General features: G+C 46.8%; 13 protein-coding genes. 10 read left to right on the top strand and 3 right to left on the bottom strand.

The genetic code is table 11. The features are described 5' to 3' along the window. Nucleotides 1-3 precede the first annotated feature (3 nt). The 7 genes from SMSP2_RS07375 to SMSP2_RS07345 all read left to right on the top strand — a co-directional run bounded on the left by SMSP2_RS07375 (nucleotide 4) and on the right by SMSP2_RS07345 (nucleotide 11561). The gene (locus tag SMSP2_RS07375) at nucleotides 4-1314 is read left to right on the top strand and encodes an MFS transporter (RefSeq protein ID WP_146683342.1); all 1311 of its coding nucleotides are present in this window, start codon (nucleotides 4-6) and stop codon (nucleotides 1312-1314) included. 3 nt (nucleotides 1315-1317) lie between these two features. Then, nucleotides 1318-2844 carry a sulfatase family protein gene (locus SMSP2_RS07370; protein ID WP_146683341.1) on the top strand — a complete coding sequence of 509 codons (1527 nt, stop codon included), beginning with the start codon at nucleotides 1318-1320 and terminating at the stop codon, nucleotides 2842-2844. A 27-nt stretch (nucleotides 2845-2871) separates the two neighbouring features. Then, nucleotides 2872-4560, top strand: coding sequence for a hypothetical protein (locus SMSP2_RS07365; RefSeq protein WP_146683340.1), 1689 nt, complete (start codon nucleotides 2872-2874; stop codon nucleotides 4558-4560). Nucleotides 4561-4573: 13 nt separating this feature from the next. Continuing rightward, a complete protein-coding gene (locus SMSP2_RS07360; protein WP_146683339.1) occupies nucleotides 4574-6097 on the top strand; it encodes a sulfatase-like hydrolase/transferase in 1524 nt (507 codons plus the stop codon). A gap of 177 nt (nucleotides 6098-6274) precedes the next feature. Next, entirely contained in the window at nucleotides 6275-8623 is a 2349-nt protein-coding gene (locus SMSP2_RS07355) for a hypothetical protein (protein ID WP_146683338.1), read from the top strand. Between the two features lie 39 nt (nucleotides 8624-8662). After that, nucleotides 8663-9742: a uroporphyrinogen decarboxylase family protein gene (locus tag SMSP2_RS07350; protein ID WP_222566296.1), complete on the top strand. Its 1080-nt coding sequence runs from the start codon at nucleotides 8663-8665 to the stop codon at nucleotides 9740-9742. 25 nt (nucleotides 9743-9767) lie between these two features. After that, nucleotides 9768-11561 carry a hypothetical protein gene (locus SMSP2_RS07345; protein WP_146683336.1) on the top strand — a complete coding sequence of 598 codons (1794 nt, stop codon included), beginning with the start codon at nucleotides 9768-9770 and terminating at the stop codon, nucleotides 11559-11561. Nucleotides 11562-11732: 171 nt separating this feature from the next. On the opposite strand, the gene SMSP2_RS07340 is transcribed toward SMSP2_RS07345, so the two are convergent. Next, complete coding sequence (locus SMSP2_RS07340; RefSeq protein ID WP_146683335.1) at nucleotides 11733-11945, bottom strand: Sec-independent protein translocase subunit TatA/TatB; 213 nt, start codon at nucleotides 11943-11945, stop codon at nucleotides 11733-11735. 109 nt (nucleotides 11946-12054) lie between these two features. After that, nucleotides 12055-12936: a LysR family transcriptional regulator gene (locus SMSP2_RS07335; protein WP_146683334.1), complete on the bottom strand. Its 882-nt coding sequence runs from the start codon at nucleotides 12934-12936 to the stop codon at nucleotides 12055-12057. A 151-nt stretch (nucleotides 12937-13087) separates the two neighbouring features. Here SMSP2_RS07335 and gdhA point away from each other — a divergent pair, with 151 nt between their 5' ends. Continuing rightward, entirely contained in the window at nucleotides 13088-14428 is a 1341-nt protein-coding gene (gene gdhA / locus SMSP2_RS07330; RefSeq protein WP_146683333.1) for an NADP-specific glutamate dehydrogenase, read from the top strand. A 98-nt stretch (nucleotides 14429-14526) separates the two neighbouring features. Here gdhA and SMSP2_RS07325 read toward each other — a convergent pair whose 3' ends face one another. Continuing rightward, complete coding sequence (locus SMSP2_RS07325; RefSeq protein WP_146683332.1) at nucleotides 14527-16542, bottom strand: DUF5107 domain-containing protein; 2016 nt, start codon at nucleotides 16540-16542, stop codon at nucleotides 14527-14529. A gap of 162 nt (nucleotides 16543-16704) precedes the next feature. Between SMSP2_RS07325 and SMSP2_RS07320 the strand changes: the two genes are divergently transcribed. Together SMSP2_RS07320 and SMSP2_RS07315 are read left to right on the top strand one after the other, a co-directional pair. After that, the gene (locus SMSP2_RS07320; protein ID WP_146683331.1) at nucleotides 16705-17646 is read left to right on the top strand and encodes an AraC family transcriptional regulator; all 942 of its coding nucleotides are present in this window, start codon (nucleotides 16705-16707) and stop codon (nucleotides 17644-17646) included. Nucleotides 17647-17833: 187 nt separating this feature from the next. Continuing rightward, entirely contained in the window at nucleotides 17834-19654 is a 1821-nt protein-coding gene (locus SMSP2_RS07315; protein WP_186804633.1) for a glycoside hydrolase domain-containing protein, read from the top strand. The last annotated feature ends 39 nt before the right edge of the window (nucleotides 19655-19693 follow it).

The raw sequence follows: 19693 nt of genomic DNA, 5'->3' as shown, positions 1-19693 counted from the left end.
TTCATGCTTATAGAAAAAAAGAACAGGCTTTCCAGCCCATGGATCTTTACCCCCATGCTGTTTGTGGCTATTGGTCTTGGCGGCGGCGGAATTGTCGGAACCATGACTTCAGTTATGTTTAAGGACTTCGGCTTTTCAAATGCTTTGATCGGGGCAGTGGCCCTGTTGTCACTGCCGAGTGCTTTCAGGTTTTTATGGTCGCCGTGGATTGATGCTCTGGGCAGTAAAAGACGTCTTTGCTTTACCTTCACCGCTATTATCGGTGTTATTCTTATGGTCTTAAGTATAGTTATCTACACTGGATACATGACACCTTTGCTGGCTTTTAGCCTCATACTCTGTTTTGCGCTCCTTTTCTCATGCCTGGAAGTTTCCTCTGACGGATACTATATTCGGGTTTTTGACAAGGCGGAGCAGGCCGAGTTTGTAGGTATAAAAACCGCCGCGATACGAGGGGGGATTATCCTTTCTCTTGTATTGTTTGTCAGGCTTGCCGGACAGCTCCAGGAAGACGGGGCGGCTCTCGAAATTGCCTGGGGCAAGGCGATGGGGCTGGCTTCTGTTACTCTGCTTGTGTTGGCTGTGTATTATCTTTTCGGCCTGCCCAAAGCAAAGGATGACTATGCGGTAAAGGATACGGGGGCTTTTCCCTTGTTTACCGTGCTTAAGGAATACGTGCAGCAGCGGAGAGCATGGGCAATAATAGCGATGCTGCTTATCTTTCGGTTTGGACAGGGTATGCAGGTGTATATGGTTCCGCCATTCCTGATGGACGCGGCAGACGCAGGCGGTTTCGCCATGAACGCCAAAGAGGTTGCCATGCTCAAAACCTATGCGGATGTGCCGTTTATGATAATTGGAGGAATTCTTGGCGGCTTCATTATAAAGTGGTTTGGGCTTAGGAAAACACTTATACCATTCACAATGTTTATGAACCTGCCCAATTTCGCGTACATCTTCCTGGCAATATTCCGCCCGCAGGCACAGTTCATGATCGGCGGAACGGAATTCTACACTTACGTCTTTGGCACAGCAGTAGTTGAGACGCTTGGATACGGAATCGGATTCAGCGCGTTTTTCTACTACCTCCACGCCATAGCGGACGGCGAGCATAAAACGTCAATGCTGGCAATTTCAAGCGGCATAATGGGGCTTGGATTTTATATACCGGGGGGAATCAGCGGCGTTCTGCAGCAGATGCTGGGTTATCCCAGTCTTTTTGTACTTAGCAGTACCGCAGGATTACTTACCCTTGCGATAATACCGTTTTTACCCATGGAAAAAATAGCTAAACCTCAGATCAGAAAGGTATAAATTATGAATAGAAGGGACTTTATTGCAAAAAGCGGCATGGCAGGCGCAGCAGTTATTTCGGGTGCTTCGGCCCTTTTCAATACCGGCTGCCAGAGCCCGAATCGTTTCAGCGGCAAGGACAGACCGAACCTGATATTTGTTTTCACCGATGAACATCCCGCCAAGGGATGGTCCAGGGGAATAAAAGAGCTCAAAACACCTAACCTTGACAGGTTCGCCAAACAGGGTGTTACGGTTACCAACTGCGTATCGAACAACCCAATATGCGTCCCTTACAGGGCAATGCTGTTCACGGGGCAGCACGGCCACCAGACCGGCTTTGTCAATAACCATGGCGATTTTCCGCTCGCCGGTGATCTGCCCAGCTGGTCAAAAACCCTCAAATCCGCCGGCTATACAATGGGTTATGTGGGCAAATGGCACCTTTATCCGGGATGTGAAGACCCGATCTGGAAAGACGACAAACGTGACGGAGAAGTAAAGACACCCGCCGCGATAACTCCCGCTCCGCTGCGGCACGGTTTCGATGATCTGTGGATACAGACGAGCAACCATAACCGACCGCGAAATACCTATGTATGGGATAAAGACGGCAAATACAAGCAGATAAACGCCTATGCACCCGAGTTCCTCACGGACAGGTTTATAGATTTTATGGAAGAAAGCTCTCAAAAAGAAGCTCCCTTCTGCGGGGTTTTGAGTGTTCTGCCGCCGCACCCTTCATATCCCGGCGCAAAAGAGCACTGGGTTGACTACTATCAGTCAATTGAGACTCCTTACTGGGAGAATGTGCCCGAAGAATACAGAGATGAGAGGCGTATGCACGACCTTAAGCATTTTTATGCGCAGATATCATCTGTCGATGAAGAGTTTGGAAAGATACTTGACAAGATTGACGAGCTGGGTATCGCTGATAACACGATAGTGATATTTACTTCCGACCACGGCGACCTGCATTATGCACACGGTGTGAAGTGGAAACGCTATCCTTATGAGGAGTCAATACTTGTTCCGTTTATAATCCGTTATCCGGGTAAAATCCCCGCCGACAAGGAAGATGATCTGCTGCTGGGCTCAATTGATCTGGCTCCCACGCTGCTTGGATTGACAGGCCACGGCAGCATGATTAACAGGGCTATGCAGGGGATGGACCTTTCTAAACGTCTCTGCACCGGCAAGGGCAAAGAGCCGAATTCGCAGTTTATACTGTATAATCTGCCCGAAGAGACGCATTATATCATTGCCAAGCAGCCTAAGCTGATGGATTACCGCGGCGTACGCACTAAACGCTGGACGTTTACGCTTCAGAAAGACCCCGATACGGGCAGAGTTTATCCCTGGCACCTTTTTGATAATCCCGCCGACCCTCTGCAGATGAATAATCTATGCGACGATCCGGCTTATGCCGATATCAGAGAGGAGCTTACCGAAGAGATTCGCAAACATCTGGCTGTTGTAAGCGAGCTTGAGTGGCTTGAAAATAAACCAAAGGACCGGCATAAAATACCTGGAACTTATCAGCGTGCTTAGAGTGTGATTTTTAATATAAGGTTTTTTATGGTTAACTTACATAAATCATTTTCAATAATTCTGGCAATCTCAGCAGTGATTTCTTTTTTACTGGTTTCAGCCCGGTTAGAGGCATCTAAAAAAGCATTTGAAATTGCCCGGCCGTTTGAGCGGCCTGACTATGTACCGGCAGCCAGTGATGTTACTATAAGGTCGCTGAATTTCAGGCCTATGGATAAAAACGATTCTTATGACACGCTTGAGGCGATGCAGAACTTCCACGCCACCCGGCTTGAATGGGTATATTTGCGGTTCAACGACAAAGAAGAACAGCTTATCCGTAAAGTAAAAGATCTGGGCAGGGTATTCGGCACGACAGGCCAGTGCGCCACAGGTGTTGTTGTTGAAATGGCCGCGGGTCGCGAATACGTAGCTAACAGTATGGTTCAGCTGGACGGTGAGCCGCTTTTTCTTGAGCACAGCCGCCATTGGACAGTACCGATATACCCCGGCTGCGTGAATAACCCCACTTACAAAAAGGTCAATCTGGAATATTACAACAGAAATATTGATTACGGTGCCCAGACTATCCAGCGCGACGATCCGAGCTCTCAATATTCGTTTGCCGCCGCCGGAATGGGCTGTTTCTGTGAGCACTGCATGGAAAAATTCAGCCGGTATCTGGATGAAAACTTTACTGACAATGAGCTGAAAAATAAAGGTATCGACGCCCTTGAGAGCTTTGATTTCAAGCAGTGGCTTTTCGATAACGGCTATGTAAAAGACAATAAGATGACAGATAATCCTCTTAAGCAGCCCTTTATCGATTTTCAGTTGCAGGCTCTGGTAAATTTCTACAAAGACATAAGAAGTGCGGTTAATGTTCACGCAAAAACACGTGTGCCTTTTTCCTGTAACAATACCTCATACCAGAGGTGGGAACAGCCGTATTACCATGAGTTTGATTTTGCTATCTCGGAGCTGATTGTCAATACCGCTAATCCCGTTCATATCTATGAAAGATCCCAGGCTGCCAGAAGTTTCGGCAAGGTACAGGTTTTCGGTACCCCAAAATCACAGGGCAAGGATTTCGATGAAGATTTCATGACTGCTCTAAAACGCAGGGTAGTTGCCGCTACCTACGCGTCGGGCGCACTTTCACGGGTGCCCTGGGATATATTCCAGCAGACCAGAGACGGCCGCGGCCGCTACTTCGGCAAACCCGAAAATTATGCTGACCTGTATGCCTTTGTACGTGCCAATGACAGGTATCTGAGCGGTTATCAGGACGCGGGAGCATTTGGCCCTGGACTCGAAGAGAACCCCTATGGAGCCGAAAAGCCCGTATTGATAGAGTCAGAAGAGAAAGATATTTACGCATTTATCAGGGCTGTTCCCGGCGATAAGCAGGCCCCGGTGGTGATTCATCTTGTTGACTGGAATCAGCAGAATAAGCCCTTTAAGCTCGTTTTGAACAATAAGAATTTCTTTGATTCTGACCGGCTTTCGGTTTCAATGGCTGTGCCGGTTGAGTATGTAAAATCCGAGCACGACAGGGCTGAAAAGGCGGCTCTTGCAATGCTCGAAGAAAACGAGAAGCTCTCCGGCAGACAAAGCAGCGCCTTTGCAAGTTTCTCTAAGACTGTAAAGTTAGAGATCTCTAAGGATAACTCTAAAACCGCAGTTAATGTTCCTGCAATCAATCCCTGGGCAATATTGATAATCGATACTGAATAAACTTAGGTGTAACATGTTTTCAAGACGAGATTTTCTTAAAACTGCCGGCGGTTTTGCTGCCGCTGTGACTGCCGGCTGCGGAGACGGTTTTTTTACAACCCCGAAAGCTCAGACACGCCCAAATATCCTTTTAATCGTCGCCGACGATATGGGTTATGGCGATGTGAGCTGTTTTCGCGGCGGACAACCGTGGCGGCCGATTACACCGGCACCTGATAATGTTGAAGATATCCAGACACCAAACCTTGATGCACTTGCCAAAAAAGGCATGATGCTTACCGATTTTCATACTAACTGCTCGGTTTGCAGCCCGACAAGGGCGGCACTGCTCACCGGCAGGTACAATCACCGAAGCGGCATTTGCAACGTGCTCGGTCAGCTTGGAGATGCTATAAAAGCCGTTAACAAACCCGGCGAAGAAATGTTTCTCGGACTAAAACCTGACGAAATCACCATTGCCGAAATTCTCAGAAAATCCGGTTACCGTACCGGCATGTTCGGTAAATGGCACCTCGGGCCTATGGATACGCATCATCCTATGGATCAGGGCTTTGAAGTGTTCGTCGGTACCGGCGGCAACGCAGGCGATAATTTTACAATGAAACTGGGCCCCGGCGATTCCGGCGAGTCTTATTTTTACCGGGGGCGAAAGACTGTTGATGCTCCGGGCTATTGGTACACTGACGTACTCGCTGATGAAACAATTAAATTCATGACGGCAGATAAGCCACAGCCGTTTTTTGCGTACCTGCCTTTCACCGCTCCCCACAATCCGTATATTGGGCCAAATGACAAAGAGCTTGCAAACGCGTGGAGCGGCAGGGAAGATTACGGACCCGGCCCCAGAGAAGACAAACATCAGGCTTATAAAGAAGTCGTCGAAGGCATGGACGCGGCTGTCGGTAACATTTTAAAGGCTTTAGACAAGAGCGGCCTTGCAGAAAACACATTCATATTTTTTACATCGGACAATGGGCCGATAGGATACGGCAGTACAGGCCCGTTCAGAGGCCGTAAAGCCAATCTGTACGAAGGTGGAATCCGTGTGCCGGCCATTGCCGCGTGGAAGGGCAAAATCCCTCAGGGAGTCAAAAGCTCTCAAATAGGAATGACGATGGATATTACGCCGACACTTGCCGCGATCGCAGGTGCTCAAATCCCGGCGGGCAGGAAAATCGACGGCATTGACCTGACAAGCGTTCTTGCCGGCGGTAAAAGCATTGATCGAGGAATGCTGTTCTGGGAAAAACCGGTTGGCGTGTTTATGAAGAATTTTGACAACCGCCGCTGGACTGTCCGTGACGGCGACTGGACGCTTGTAAAAGAAAATAATCAAAAGGATATTGCTTTGTATAATATTGCTGATGATCCAAAGCAGCTCAGGGATTTGTCTTCCAAATATCCGGAACGTGTCGCAAAAATGGCAGAGGCATTTAAAGAATGGAAAAAAGATGTTTATTCCGACAGCCCGTGGGATATCAATGAGTATATGAAACGCTTCGAAAAAGCCGGTATAATAGAAAACCAAAGAGGTTAGCTTTATGTTTAGCAGAAGAGATGGAACGGCAGAGACGTTAAACCTAAAGAAACACAGGTATTGAGAGAATGGGGACTTGGATCTGAAAATATTAGCAGATAATGTACTGGAGATAATATGACGAGCAAAGAAAAAAATGTTATGTATTTGAGACACTTATTAAGTTTGGTTTTTTTTGTGGTGGTATTTACTGGTTGTAAAGATATTGATGACGGTGTTGAGAAGGTTGACACAGCAAGCAAAACCGCAGTAAACCAAAATCAGCAACCCAATGATAAAGTAGAGTCATCTTGTATTGTATTACCCGAGAAGGCTGCGGCACTGTCGGCCCAGGGCGGTGTGGTCGAATTCACCAAACCTTTTGGCCCGCTGGGACAGGCCTTTGAAGAGTTCCATTTTGAAACGATCCTTGATTGCATGACTCAAGTCATGGGCAGCATCCGTGATTACTCGGCCAGGGCCTACCCTGACCGCCGGCCCGTGGTTCTTAGCGGCAATCCTGCCGGCAGCATGCATGTCCCCCGTTGGGTAGAAATGGCTGCACCTTTCGATTACTTTAACATTGAGTGTGATGTCGTCTCCCTTCATGAGGACAAGCCCCTGGCCCACTTTCTTGGGATCGCTGCCTTATCCGAGTCCGTCGATACGACTCTTCTGGTGATGCCCAACGCCACTTCGAATAGGCGCTGGAATCAACTCGAAGACCCGCAGGCCTATGCCGGTGCAACCGGTCTTTCATATGCGATCGGCTGTCATATGCATGTCCCGTGGTGCTTATATGACGGTTCTCAGTTTACCCGCTTCTACGGTTCATTAGACGCTCATCAGCCCATCTTTCGCATGATCCACGATCATGCCGGTTGGTTTGACGGCTATGTCCCGGCTCTTTGGCATGTACTGGATGTGCCCTACGAAGAAGATGGAGTCCAGGACCTGTCGGCATTGGAATTGCAGATCCTTGATTTGTTCCGGGCAGGCGTACCCACTGTTCTGCGTCTAAAGGGAGACAAGGCGCCTGCGATACCCGAGCGTTTCAGCGGCCGGCCGCATTTGCGTACTGCCATGGATTCGGCTAAAAAAGCCGCCGCACCTGATTGCCCCTTCGAGATGGAAGACTCATACCGGTCCGCTTTCCTGCCGCCTATTCCCCGTGTCCAGCATGAAGCCTCGGATGCACCGCTGGTGCTGCATATTATCAGGGATTTTAAAGACAAATCAGCAGTCCCTGCATCAGGAAAGTTTACCATTTCAAAATTGCTGCTTAAGGGTGCAAAGGTCAGTAAAGTGGAAATCGCTGCCCCTGAGTGGCAGGATGCTGCAAGTGCTTCTGTAAGTTGGGAGACCGATGAAAGCGGCGAGCCTGTGGTATCGGTTGAGAATGTCTCAGCCTGGGCTCTTGTTCGCGTTCATACCGCAGAGCCCGTAAAGCTGCCCGGAGTCGAACGCCCGGATTTGCGAAAGGCAATGGCTGAATCGGAAATCCCGCTGATGCGAATGATCCGCTTCAGCAGCATCTGGCAGAGGCCAAAATGGGTAGATGACGCTATTGCCTCTGATACCGACCCGTTAGACGGCTATCATGTCAGCCGTATCAGTTGGAGCTATGACCACAGTCTTAAGACGCTCGAATACGCTCAGAGCAACGGCATGGCTTTCCATGGCAGTGACTGTTTTCTGCACAGCTACATTGCCCTGGATGGCGTACCACCGCAGGAGGGCATCCCAACTTTTACGCCGGACTGGTCAGGTTGGGTGCGTTATCCGGATGGACAACCGATGCATATCCGACCCGATTTTATGCCGCCTCGCTACGGAGCCTCTTTTGCTTCTGCCCAATACCGTACTGCAATGATCGAACGCGGGAAAAACTGGATCGACAAGGGCGCGGCCGGCATTCAGTTTGACGATATCAGCGGCATGGTCAATCGCGTCTGGCAGTATGGCGGCGATTTCGGTGATGCCTTTTTTGCCTGCTTTCGGAATTATCTGCTCCAGCGCCGCTTTGACGGCATTGCCGAGGATACGCCGCTGGACCAACTGCGTGAGCAGGTTATGTCAGAGATGAAATATACCCCCGTTTATGAGAAGTTGAAAGACGGCACGATATCCGTGAGCAAACCCAGTCCCAGATATCCGGGGCTGGTCTGGATTGGGCCTGCCAAACCCTTTTCCCGTCCCAATGCTTTATTCAACGCTGCGATAGAATTCCGCATCACTGAGGGCAGCGTTAATGATGCTGAATTGCTCCTAATGGACGGCGAACACAGTGTCTATCTTTGCCGGATTCGGCTTGGCGACGTTCTGCCTAGCGATATTGCTCAAAATGAGTGGATGACCCTGCGGATAAGTCATGACTTGGAGGCTCAAACTACTCGTCTGGCTGTTGGAGACGGCGGGCAATGGAGCAAAGCCCGCCCCTTTGACATGCCGCTTTCCCCACAGATGGTAAGCCTGAGCCCGGCACTTATGATTGATCCAAGATATTGCAGTGTTGAAGTGCGGAAGATAGCTCTTGATACAGACTGAACTAATACCGTATTACTATTCGAATAATAAGGAATCTTGATGAGTGTGACAAGCAAAGAAAAGGTTGCAGCGGCATTAAACAGAAATAACGGCGGCTGTGTGCCGGCGGCAATAACCCCGTGGCAGTCAACCCTTAGCAAATGGATTGATCAGGGTTATCTGCCGGACGAGGATTTCTGGGAGCATTTCGATCTTGACTTGCGAAGGGGCGGCGGATGTGTCAACAGCGTCGCAAATATGGATTTCGAGCCGGAGATTTTAGAGGAAACAGAGTTCACGAAACTCGTCTTAGACGGTAACGGCGCGAAATTAAGACTCCATAAAGCGCATGAAAGTACGCCGGAACATGTTGATTTTCTGGTTAAAGACAATAAAAGCTGGCTGGAATATGCAAAACCGTTTCTTCTGAATTTTGATCAGCGGAGAATCGATATTGACGGTTACGCCGAAGGAAGGACGATTGCGGCTGAAAATGACAGATTTTATTATCATGCCTCGATGGCTCCCTTCGAGCAGATGCAGCGGTTATGCGGCCATGAATACCTTTTAATGGGTATGGCCCTTGATCCGGACTGGGTAAAGGATATGGTTATGACCTATGCTAAGATGACAGTAAAACATCTTGAGGAGCTTTTCGGCCGGTGCGGCAGACCCGACGGGATGTTTTATTTTGAGGATATGGGCTTTAAGGAAAAACCATTTATGTCGCCGGCGATGTATAACGAGATTATGTTTCCCGGCCATAAGCTGCTGTTTGACTTTGCCCACAGTATAGGCTGCAAGGTGATAGTTCACTCCTGCGGCTATGTCGAACCGCTTTTGCCGGGGCTGATAGAGGCCGGTATGGATTGCCTTCAGGCCATGGAGGTTAAGGCCGGTATGGATCTGCCGCGGCTTTTTGATAGATTCGGCGACCGGATTGCCTTTTTCGGCGGGTTTGACGTCAGGGCGCTCATAAGCAATGATAAAGAGCAAATCGACAAGGAATTTGAAAAGGTAAAATACGTGTTGAAAAACGGAGGCGGATATATACTGCACAGCGACCATTCCGAGCCGCCGGAAATTGAATATGAGACAATAGAGTACTTCCTGGAAAAGGGCAGAAACTATAACTGTTAACTTTGATTGTAATAAAGGATCGCAAATGAATATTAAAAGAATTTCTGTTTTCGCAGTAACTGTTTTTGTTTTGGCTGCCGCCTTTGGTGCGGTTTTTGTCAGCACAGCTAATGCCGCCGCGTTAAAAAGCGGGCAAAAGGCATTCTCTGTTTTTCATGACATGACTCAAGAGAGGGACTTGAAAACCTTTTTCCCGAAATACAGCGATGTAAGTATGCGGACACTTACAATACGCGATGTCCCTTTTGAGGATGAGAAAAACATTTTCCGCGTTGCCCCGCTTTTTCACCTGACACGGATAGACTGGTCTTATATCTGGTTCACTCAGCGTGAGCTGAATGCGGTAAAGAAACTCCAGGATATGGGCTACACCTATTGCGGCACAGCGGCTCAGCATATACCCTGCTGGCTCGGCGACAGGGCACCGGTTGACTGGCTGGAAAACATTGTAATGACCGATATTGAAGGCAATTACTCGATTATGCCCTTTATAAGGACATGGAAGAATCCCCAGCTTATCGGAGATATCTCCAATCCGGAGTATTACAGAGGCCATCTTGAGTTTTACAAAAAACTCATTGACGCCGGCTGCGATCAGCTTCAGCGTGACGCGGCGGAGCACCATTATCTTGCTGTTACAACCTGCGGGGGCGGCTTCACAAAAACAGGCATTGCCGGTTTCACGAAGTGGCTAAAACAAAACCTGACCGTCGAAGAATTGAACAATATAGGCATTCGCGAGATAGACAACTTCAACTACAAAGAGTACCTGATCGCAAAAGGCGCACCTGTCGGCGACGATTTTTCCCGTAAGTACAAATGCCCGATAAAAGAATACTGGTATAAATATTGGGACGACTTAACAATGGAATTTTTCACCAGACTTGTAAAGGACTGCAAGGATTATGCCGACAGAGATATACCAATGAGCCTTAACAACACTTCGTTCCAGAGGTGGGGGCCGCTGCAGAATATTTTTGACGCCGGCATGTCAGAGCTGATGATGGTTTCGGCGAACCCCGGGCATCTTTGGGAAAGGTTCAGGGCCTGCGAGAAGCTGGGCAAGTTCCAGACCATCGGAAGCGCAAAACTGCTTGGCCTTGAAGTTACGCATGATGAGAAAAAATCGCTGGATCTCAAGGTTATAGCTACAATTTACGCGAACGGCGGCCTGGCACAGGTGCCCTGGGATACTTTTGAACAGACCAAAGACGGCAGCGGCAGGTTTTTCGGCGAGCCGGAGGATTACGCACCGACATTCGGATTTATCAGAGCAGCTGCCGACTACCTTGACGGATATGAACGCAGCTATGATTACAGCACAACCGGCATTTTAACCAAAACAGTTGAGGCTGATGATAAACCCCTTGAGGTTAAAGGTACAGAAAACGAAGTGTGCGTGTTTGTGCGTTCTAAACCCGGTTCAGCCAGGAGTCCTCTGGCAGTGCATTTGGTTGACTGGGGCAAAGCGATGATAACACCCGACGGAAAGGACGCCAACGAGGTATGGGAGCTCGCTTCGGGCGAGAAGATATACGAATACGTAAAGGGCATGGAAAATCTTAAAAGAAGCAAACCAGAGCCGTTTGAACTCAACATAAAACGAAATGCCCTTAATGTTGAGCCGGAAAAGCTGAAATTCAAATTGATGACGCCGCGTGTCTATGATCGGCAAATGCACAATGAGGCTGAAAAAAGTAAAGATTATTCCAGACTGGTAAAAACGGTTGAGCTCCCTTTCAAAGCTGATGCTGACAAAGTTACAATACAGATTCCCCGTCTTGAATTTTGGGGTATTCTTGTTATAGAACAGGACTGAGCCGGCAATATTGGCTGAAAAGCCGGCTTTTAAAATGTGTCGCTCAATCCGGGACGGGCACAGAATATCCACGCCGGATAGGCATCTTTATGATCGTCTATCCGGTGCGGCAATGCTTCTGGTTGGCGGTATTTAAATCTAAAGGCTCAGCTGTCAAATAAGAATGGATACCTATTTGTCTGATTCTTCCTCTGACTCGTTTATTGCGTTATTGACATTGTCAGTGGTGTCTTTAACACCTTTTTTGAACTCAGTTAGGCTTCTGCCCATATTGCGGGCGACCTCAGGCAGCCGTCTGCCAAAGAGTATTACCGCGATAACCAGTATGATAGTCAATTCCATAGGACCGGGGGCCCAGGCTAATATGCTGCAAATGTTTGCCATGTTTTAAACATCTCCAAGAGAAAAGTTTATGATTTTTACAAATTGATATTTTATCAAATAAAACCGATTTTGTCAACAATAATAAAGCCGATAATAATAAACAAAAAAATTACTGCTTGTTTTGATTGATTAAGAGCTGTAAAAAAGCCGCCGCGGATTTTGAGAGTTTTTTGCCCCGCTTAACAACAATACCCGAGGGACGTAAAAAAGCATCGCTGTTAATCGGTATTGCCTTTAAAGTTCCGGTATGCACTTCTTTATCAACGGTGATTTCCGGAAGAATGCTGACGCCTGCGTCAATTTCAATTGAACGTTTCAACATTTCTACATTGGTGAATTCGTGTTTTATCTCGAGGGTAACACCATAGTTAGACATTATGTTATCAATCAGCCGCCTGGTTGGTACATCCTTTTCGAAGGCAATAAAATCCTGCTGGGCTATTGAATTGACGTTTATACTCTTTTCCCTGGCCAATGGATTGGAAGGTGAGCATACAAAAACCATTCTTTCTGAAATAAACGGGTAAACCTGATAGTTTTTACCCGCTTCGGGCACCGCAACGAGGCCTATATCCAGCATGTCTGAGCTAATCATCTCATAGATTGACTTTGCTTCAAGGTACTCTATCTTGATTTTCATATCTGGGTGGCGTTTCATGAATTTCTGGATAAAACCCGAAACTGAATGTATTCCAATGCTGTAAATCGTCCCGAGCAGAACCGGAGGGTCTGACTCGGCGGCTTTAATTTCGCTGACTGCTGTATCGTAGATCTCTACGATTTGTTTAGCCGCCTCGTAAAATGTTTTACCATAGCGTGTTAGCCGAAAAGGGCGGGTACTTCTGTCCAGGAGTTTGTTGCTGAATTCAAACTCCATCTGCGCAACCTGCTGCGAAACAGCCGACTGGCTTATATAGTTCTTTTCAGCCGCTCTGGAAAAACTCTGCGAGTCCACAAGGTCACAAAATATTCTGAGATTCTCAATATGCATAGGCCTCTTTGATATAAGCGGTTCTTATGATAAACGATTATTATATTTAATATTAGCATTAGAATATAATATTTGATTAAGTCAAGTATTTAAATAGTCTTAGTATAAGAAAATAAACGCGTAAGAAAGAATATTAAGATAGGAGATATCTATGAATTCTCAATTTATTGATTATGTAATGGGGCTGGTTGAGTCCCGCAACCCCGGTGAAATTGAATTTCATCAAGCAGTAAAAGAGGTAGCCGAGTCTGTCAATGTAGTTGTGCAGAAACACTCTGAATACGGCAAACTCAAAATATTAGAACGCATGATTGAGCCGGAGCGTCAGATTATGTTCCGTGTTCCATGGGTCGATGACAGCGGCGAAGTACAGGTAAACCGCGGCTTCCGTGTTGAGTTCAACTCGGCCATAGGTCCGTATAAAGGCGGACTTCGTTTTCATCCCTCTGTATATTTGGGGATCATTAAATTTCTCGGTTTTGAGCAGATTTTTAAGAACGCCCTGACCACGACTCCGATCGGCGGCGGCAAAGGCGGCTCGGACTTCGACCCCAAGGGCAAAAGTGACATGGAAGTTATGCGTTTCTGTCAGAGTTTTATGACCGAGCTGCAAAGACATATAGGTGCCAATACAGACGTACCTGCCGGTGATATTGGCGTAGGCGGCCGCGAAATCGGCTACATGTTCGGGCAATATAAAAAGGTAAAGAATGTTTTTGAGGGTGTTCTTACCGGTAAAGGCCTCAATTACGGCGGCTCACTTGTCCGTACAGAGGCAACAGGTTACGGCCTTGTCTATTTTGTAACACGTATGCTACAGGACCAGAATACCGACTGGAACGGCAAAAAGGTTGTGATCAGCGGTTCGGGAAATGTCGCTATATATGCTACACAGAAGGTTCACGAACTCGGCGGCAAAGTAGTTGCCCTCAGTGACAGCGGCGGATATATCGTTGATGAGAAAGGTGTTAACCTCGATACCATCAAACGTATCAAAGAGGTTGAACGCGGCCGCATAAAGGAATATTGCGATGAGAATCCCGGTTCATCCTTCCATGATAACTGGCAGGGAATATGGACAGTGCCTTGTGATGTTGCTCTTCCAAGTGCAACCCAGAATGAACTTGACGCAAAGGCCGCACAGGCACTTGCTAAAAACGGCTGTATCGCGGTTGGTGAAGGCGCAAATATGCCATCTACACCTGAAGCCGTTGATGTATTCTTAAGTGAAAATGTTGCTTTCGGCCCGGCCAAGGCGGCTAACGCAGGCGGCGTAGCCACGAGTGCTCTTGAGATGAGCCAGAACTGGATGGGACTCAACTGGACATTTGAAGAGGTGGACCACAGGCTGCAAATGATTATGAATGCTGTTTACGATCAGTGTGTCGCTGCTGCTGATGAGTACGGAATGAACGGCAACCTGGTGGCAGGCGCCAACATCGCCGGATTCTGCAAAGTGGCAGATGCCATGATAGCCCAGGGTGTTGTCTGATAACCAGCGTTGATTTTATATAGCATCAAAAGGCGGGCCGGCAGAAAAAATGTCAGCCCGCCTTTTTTTTTGCATGTTATACCAGAATGCTCTGAATATTATTCATGCATTCTGAAATCTATATTAGCCGGCGGTTTAAGGTGTTGACGTACATGTTCGACGATTTCCTGATTGACGCTGCATTTGCGTTTTTGCGCTTCCTGCGCGGCTTTAATCGAAAACCATGTATCCGTCAGAGTTGTCTCGCATTCGCGTATGTCAGCTAAGACAATCTTATTAAGTAAATCCTCGGCAGTATCATAATCCTTTTTCTCGAAGCAGGTTTGTATCCTGGCAATCTGGACTCTGGGGCGGGATAAGAGATCCTGATTCATTTGTTTCAATATATCTTCACATCTGTCAAATTGTTCAAGCGAGCAGAGCATCCGGCAGTATTCATCCGCAAGTTCAGGCATCCCTTGAGATAATCCCCAGGCCATATCCATAAATTCTAACGCCTTCTCGCTCATGTTTTTCTTGAGATATATCAGTGCAAGTGCTCTGTATGCCCAGAGGTTCTTTGCAGATTTTATAGATTTATCCAGATAATCCAGAGCGGTCTCAATCTCACCTGCCGTGTAATGCATCAGCCCGCAATGGTAATTCGCCTCCCAGCCGGTGTATTGCGGCGGCATTTTTTCGAGAAGTTTGAGCCACCGATTGTCAGTCATATAACTTTTGGGCCGGCTCACCGGCGGGTTGTCCGGGAAGAATCCATTTTCAAGCAGGCTGAGCCAGTCCTCCTGCTCGCGGTTCATAGAGCTGTCTGGGAATATTATCCCTTTAGAGACAAAATTCTGCGTCTCTGAGAGACCGTTAAGTCTGCGTTCAAGAGCGCCCCAGCCGCTGCCCCGCTGTATTATCTCATCGGGTTTGGTCTCGGCGGTTTCGCGGCTTCTTTTGAGTTCTTGCTCAAGCTGGTCAATCGTTGCAAACCTGTTGAGCCGAGTTTCTACTTCATCGCAGGCCTTTTGCCAGTCGCTGCCGTGCACTGTGCCGCTGTCAGCCTGAAGATATCCATATACTTCAAGCCATTCGTATTCTGATTTTGCCGGCAGGGGGATGCATTCTACCTGTGTTCTTCCAAGTCCGGCCTGTATTTCGATGTAAGGGGCCCCGGGCACACTCAAAAACTCCTGCCATTTACGTCCGCCTGCATTCATTCCCCAGACAAAGAGTTTCCTGCCCTTGAGCTCTCTTGTAGAGGCCTGAATCAAGCCGCAACCCTCGTTGTCCAGCGATGTGATCCAGGGACGTTCGCCATCTTCTATTCTGAAGAAAAAATCGTTGGCGGTATAGATGTTGGTTGGATAGGTAACATCTATGCCTTTCTCTTCTGGTATATTAGCGGCTTTTACAGCAAATCTTGATTCTGAATAGTCAAATGTATATGCTTTTGATGCCGGAGCCAGAACCCTGTGGCCTGGTGACTCGGGGACGGCTATATTTGAAAACCAGTATGCCGGTATTTCTCTCTTATGAGGGTTGATCAGCCTTGTTCTTACATACAGAAGGGGACTGTTGGGCGGCAGATAAAAATCAACCTGAAAAGGTGCGTTTCTTATGCGATCCCATTCGTACATCCTGAGTACCGGCGTATCTCCGTCTTTTAACAGGGCAAAGAACGGTTTGTCACAGGTGAACGGGTTGTGTGCCGGGATACCCATATTCCATTCCACGCCGCCGCTGAACCATGCGTTGCGATAAGCGACATTTGTCGGCTGAAATACGGGGTTGACATATAAAAGTTCTCTGTTGAGAGGTTTATAGATAAGTGACCACAGCCGTCCGCCGAGTTCTGTCAGGAATACAGCTTTGAGAAATTCGTTCTCAAGGACAGCTGTCTTGAAACTTCTTGTTTTCCTGTCCCTGTTATAATTGTCCTGCAGCAGGTAGGGCAGCAGCGGAGTGCCGCAGCCGTAATTGATATATTTCGCGTCCTGTTGGGGCATATCCGGTCCAACCTCGACCGGCCACGGTACGCTCTTGAGCTGTTCAAGACGGGGCAGAGGGTTGCATTCACGTTCAAAACCGCCGGCAGACATTTTTATTTCTTCAAATCTAATTTCAGACATAAAATATTCCTTAATAAAAGTTTTTGTTATTTATAAGTATTACGGGTTGAATTGCAAGCGGTATGACTGTATAATAATATAAATTGGCCATTTAGTTCAATACTTGTTTTGATATTCTTTGCCGCGGCCCTTATAGATATTTATCGTTTTAAGGTTAACACTTTGGAAAAACCTGTTTCAAGCTCACAGATCAACGCCAGGAACCGCCTTTTAAGAAGGCTGCCCAATGACGCATTGTGTTTTCAGCTTGGAAACTATAATGTTGAGATTGTGGACATTCATTATCATCTGCCAAATTTTAAGAAATGTATATGGCATTCACACAGTTTTTTCGAGGTGCATATAATCATAAACGGCCAAGGCAGAGTCGTAAGCCACAACGGTACAAAGATTTTCAAAGAAGGCGATATAGTAATTTCCAGACCTAACTTTGAGCATTCCTGGGATACTGATGTGGACGATCTTTATATGTATGTGATCAAGTTTGAATTGAACAGGGTCAAAGATACGCAGAATTCCGTAAATCCGGTGGATATTGTTCTTGCGCAGCTTTTTGATGTTGAAGACTTTATATCTCAATGCCCCGAGGATGCTTATCGGGCGATTGAGTGCATCGAGAATGAAATAAACAGCCCCAAACCCGGCGTTCATTATATGCTGATGAATTATACCAGAGAGCTGATTATCTCTATCGCAAGGACGGTAAACGATGCCCTTGCCGGGGTATCTGAAAGCGTTAAGCTGGAAAAGAGCGAGCAGGACCACCTGGTTGTTCTGATAAACAAATACCTTGAAGATAACTATAAAAAAGATATAAGCCTTGATATGGTTGCCCGGTTCGCCTGTAAAAGCAAGCGTTCGGTTATGCGGCATTACAAGGCCGCGACAGGCATGACAGTGATCGAAAAACTGCTTCAAATGCGGCTTTTTGAAGCAATTGAACTGCTGCTTGAAGATTATGACAAACCGGTGAAAACGGTTGCCTATGAAATCGGCATGGCTTGTGAATCGTATTTCTGCCGGCAGTTCAAGCGGTTTTTCGGCTGCACCCCGACAGATTACAGGCGCATCAATTCCGCTAAAATTGATGCACCCGGCCAATAGCATCTTAGTGGCTAAACTTACATCGATAATAGTAATTTTTCTCTTAAACTTCTATTTTGGCCATATAGGTCAATTATTATACGTTATAATTCAACACAACGTACTTGCCAAAGCAATTTTGAAGTATTAAACTGTATTCATGATAAAAATATACCATACAGAGTTATTCTTATAAATGGAGTGTTTAATGACTAAAAGATATTGCAGCATTTTCTGGGTTATTTTTTTTCTGAGTATTCCCTGTCTGGCCGGTATGGAATTTTACCAGGTTGAAACTTGCGAATTTGTTTACAATGACGTTCAGCCTGAACCCCTGTTTTATATGGAGCCAATCAGCACTCCCCGCAATAGCCGGCTTGCGATGCAGTTTGTGATAATATCTGAAAGAAATATAGATTCAAAATTAACCGTCAATGAGGTCAAGACAGATCAAGGAGAATTGTTTAACGGCAGTTTTGATATCTATTCTGTGATTCTGGTGCCCGTTGAGGCTAATTCTAACTCTAACGGCACACAGGCCGGTAAACCGGCGCAGGGTCCTAACAAGGTATATCTGGCGAGAGAAGCACCTTTTGAGGTTTTTGAACCGGCGTTCGAACAGAGAAATATTACCCTGAATAAAGACCAAAAATCGGTTTTACTGATTGATGCTGCAATCCCCGCTGACTGTAAGCCTGGAATTTACCGCGGCAGGGTTATTATATCCAGCTCACAGCAAGAAGCAGCATCCTGTGGTTTCAGTTTCAGGGTACACAAAGCTGTTATGCCGGAGAGTTATGCGCTTAAGACCTCACACTGGCTTACAGTTGAGCCCGAGAATCTTACCCGTAATACACCCCCCGAGAGCTGGTCTCAGGAGCATTGGCAACTTATAAAGAATTCTGCTCAAAAACTTTATGATTTTGGAGACAGGAATGTAACTTTCCCGACTATATACGGTCAAAAACCTGTGATACAGACATTTGTCGATGCTGAGGGCAGATACAGCTTCGACTATTCAATGTTTGATAAATGGATGGAATTGTTTCTTTCAATTGGCTATGAGAAAATAGAATGCCTTTGCTTCAGCGGCCACTGGATAACACCATTAGATAATATCTACGCCGTTAATACTGTAGATGGCAAAAAAGAGATGGTATTTCCTAAGGGTTATTGTACAACCGCCTGGTCGGACTACAGCGATAAATATGAATGGCCCGAGAGCAGAGATAAATTTGCCGCTTCAGAGGAGTACAGAGAAAAGGTTGCAGAGTTTGGTGCGTTTATAGAAGAATTTCTGAAAAGCACTTACAAACACATATCTGAAAAGGGCTGGAAAGACGTTTATATTCAACAGCTTATAGACGAGCCCCGAACAGTCTCCGACTATGCATATCTTTCAAACATAGCACGCAGGTGTATGCCTGACATAAAGATAAGTAATGCAATTCATGCCTATGGGGTAGATGATTACGAGCAGTTTTCGCCGCTTGTTGACAAATGGATCATGGAGTCCAATCTCGTTTTGAAGCCCAAAACCAGAAGTCTGATAGAAAAACGAGAATCAGAAGGCAAAGAAACAGGCATATACCTGTTAGCCAATAACCTTAAAATGCCTAATCGTCTGCTTGACAAACCGCTTATAGACAACAGAGCACTGGGCTGGATACTTTATGAATACGGCCTTGAAAGCTACATCCATTGGGCAGGCAATAACTACAGGGGGGCTGATCCTTATAAAACATCTGTTGGGCCAGTGCCTGGCGGCTCTCAGACCCCGGGACATCCGGTAGGCTGTAACTGGATTTTCTACCCCGGCGATAACGGACTTACCCCTTCTATGCGCGCTTTTGCTTTTAGAGAAGGTTTGACAGATTATACACTCTTAAAACTGCTTGAAAACACAAACCCTGATGCTGCACGATCCTTAAGCAGCCGGATTACTGAGTCGCTGACTGCTTTTCAAGGCAGCAGCAGAGCATATCATATTGCAAGAAGGGATCTTCTGGAAATTTTAGACAGTGAATAAAATGTGCTGCTACGTTGCAACGCTTAATTTTAAAATGAG

The sequence above is a fragment of the Limihaloglobus sulfuriphilus genome (assembly GCF_001999965.1).
GTDB classification, from domain to species: domain Bacteria; phylum Planctomycetota; class Phycisphaerae; order Sedimentisphaerales; family Sedimentisphaeraceae; genus Limihaloglobus; species Limihaloglobus sulfuriphilus.
Note: the sequence above shows the minus strand (reverse complement) of the source record. Positions and strands in the feature narration are given on the sequence as shown.

Coding starts and splice junctions, on each gene's coding strand:
- SMSP2_RS07375 (WP_146683342.1), top strand. CDS start 4: ATGCTTATAGAAAAAAAGAACAGGCTTTCCAGCCCATGGATCTTTACC.
- SMSP2_RS07370 (WP_146683341.1), top strand. CDS start 1,318: ATGAATAGAAGGGACTTTATTGCAAAAAGCGGCATGGCAGGCGCAGCA.
- SMSP2_RS07365 (WP_146683340.1), top strand. CDS start 2,872: ATGGTTAACTTACATAAATCATTTTCAATAATTCTGGCAATCTCAGCA.
- SMSP2_RS07360 (WP_146683339.1), top strand. CDS start 4,574: ATGTTTTCAAGACGAGATTTTCTTAAAACTGCCGGCGGTTTTGCTGCC.
- SMSP2_RS07350 (WP_222566296.1), top strand. CDS start 8,663: ATGAGTGTGACAAGCAAAGAAAAGGTTGCAGCGGCATTAAACAGAAAT.
- SMSP2_RS07345 (WP_146683336.1), top strand. CDS start 9,768: ATGAATATTAAAAGAATTTCTGTTTTCGCAGTAACTGTTTTTGTTTTG.
- SMSP2_RS07340 (WP_146683335.1), bottom strand. CDS start 11,945: ATGGCAAACATTTGCAGCATATTAGCCTGGGCCCCCGGTCCTATGGAA.
- SMSP2_RS07335 (WP_146683334.1), bottom strand. CDS start 12,936: ATGCATATTGAGAATCTCAGAATATTTTGTGACCTTGTGGACTCGCAG.
- gdhA (WP_146683333.1), top strand. CDS start 13,088: ATGAATTCTCAATTTATTGATTATGTAATGGGGCTGGTTGAGTCCCGC.
- SMSP2_RS07325 (WP_146683332.1), bottom strand. CDS start 16,542: ATGTCTGAAATTAGATTTGAAGAAATAAAAATGTCTGCCGGCGGTTTT.
- SMSP2_RS07315 (WP_186804633.1), top strand. CDS start 17,834: ATGACTAAAAGATATTGCAGCATTTTCTGGGTTATTTTTTTTCTGAGT.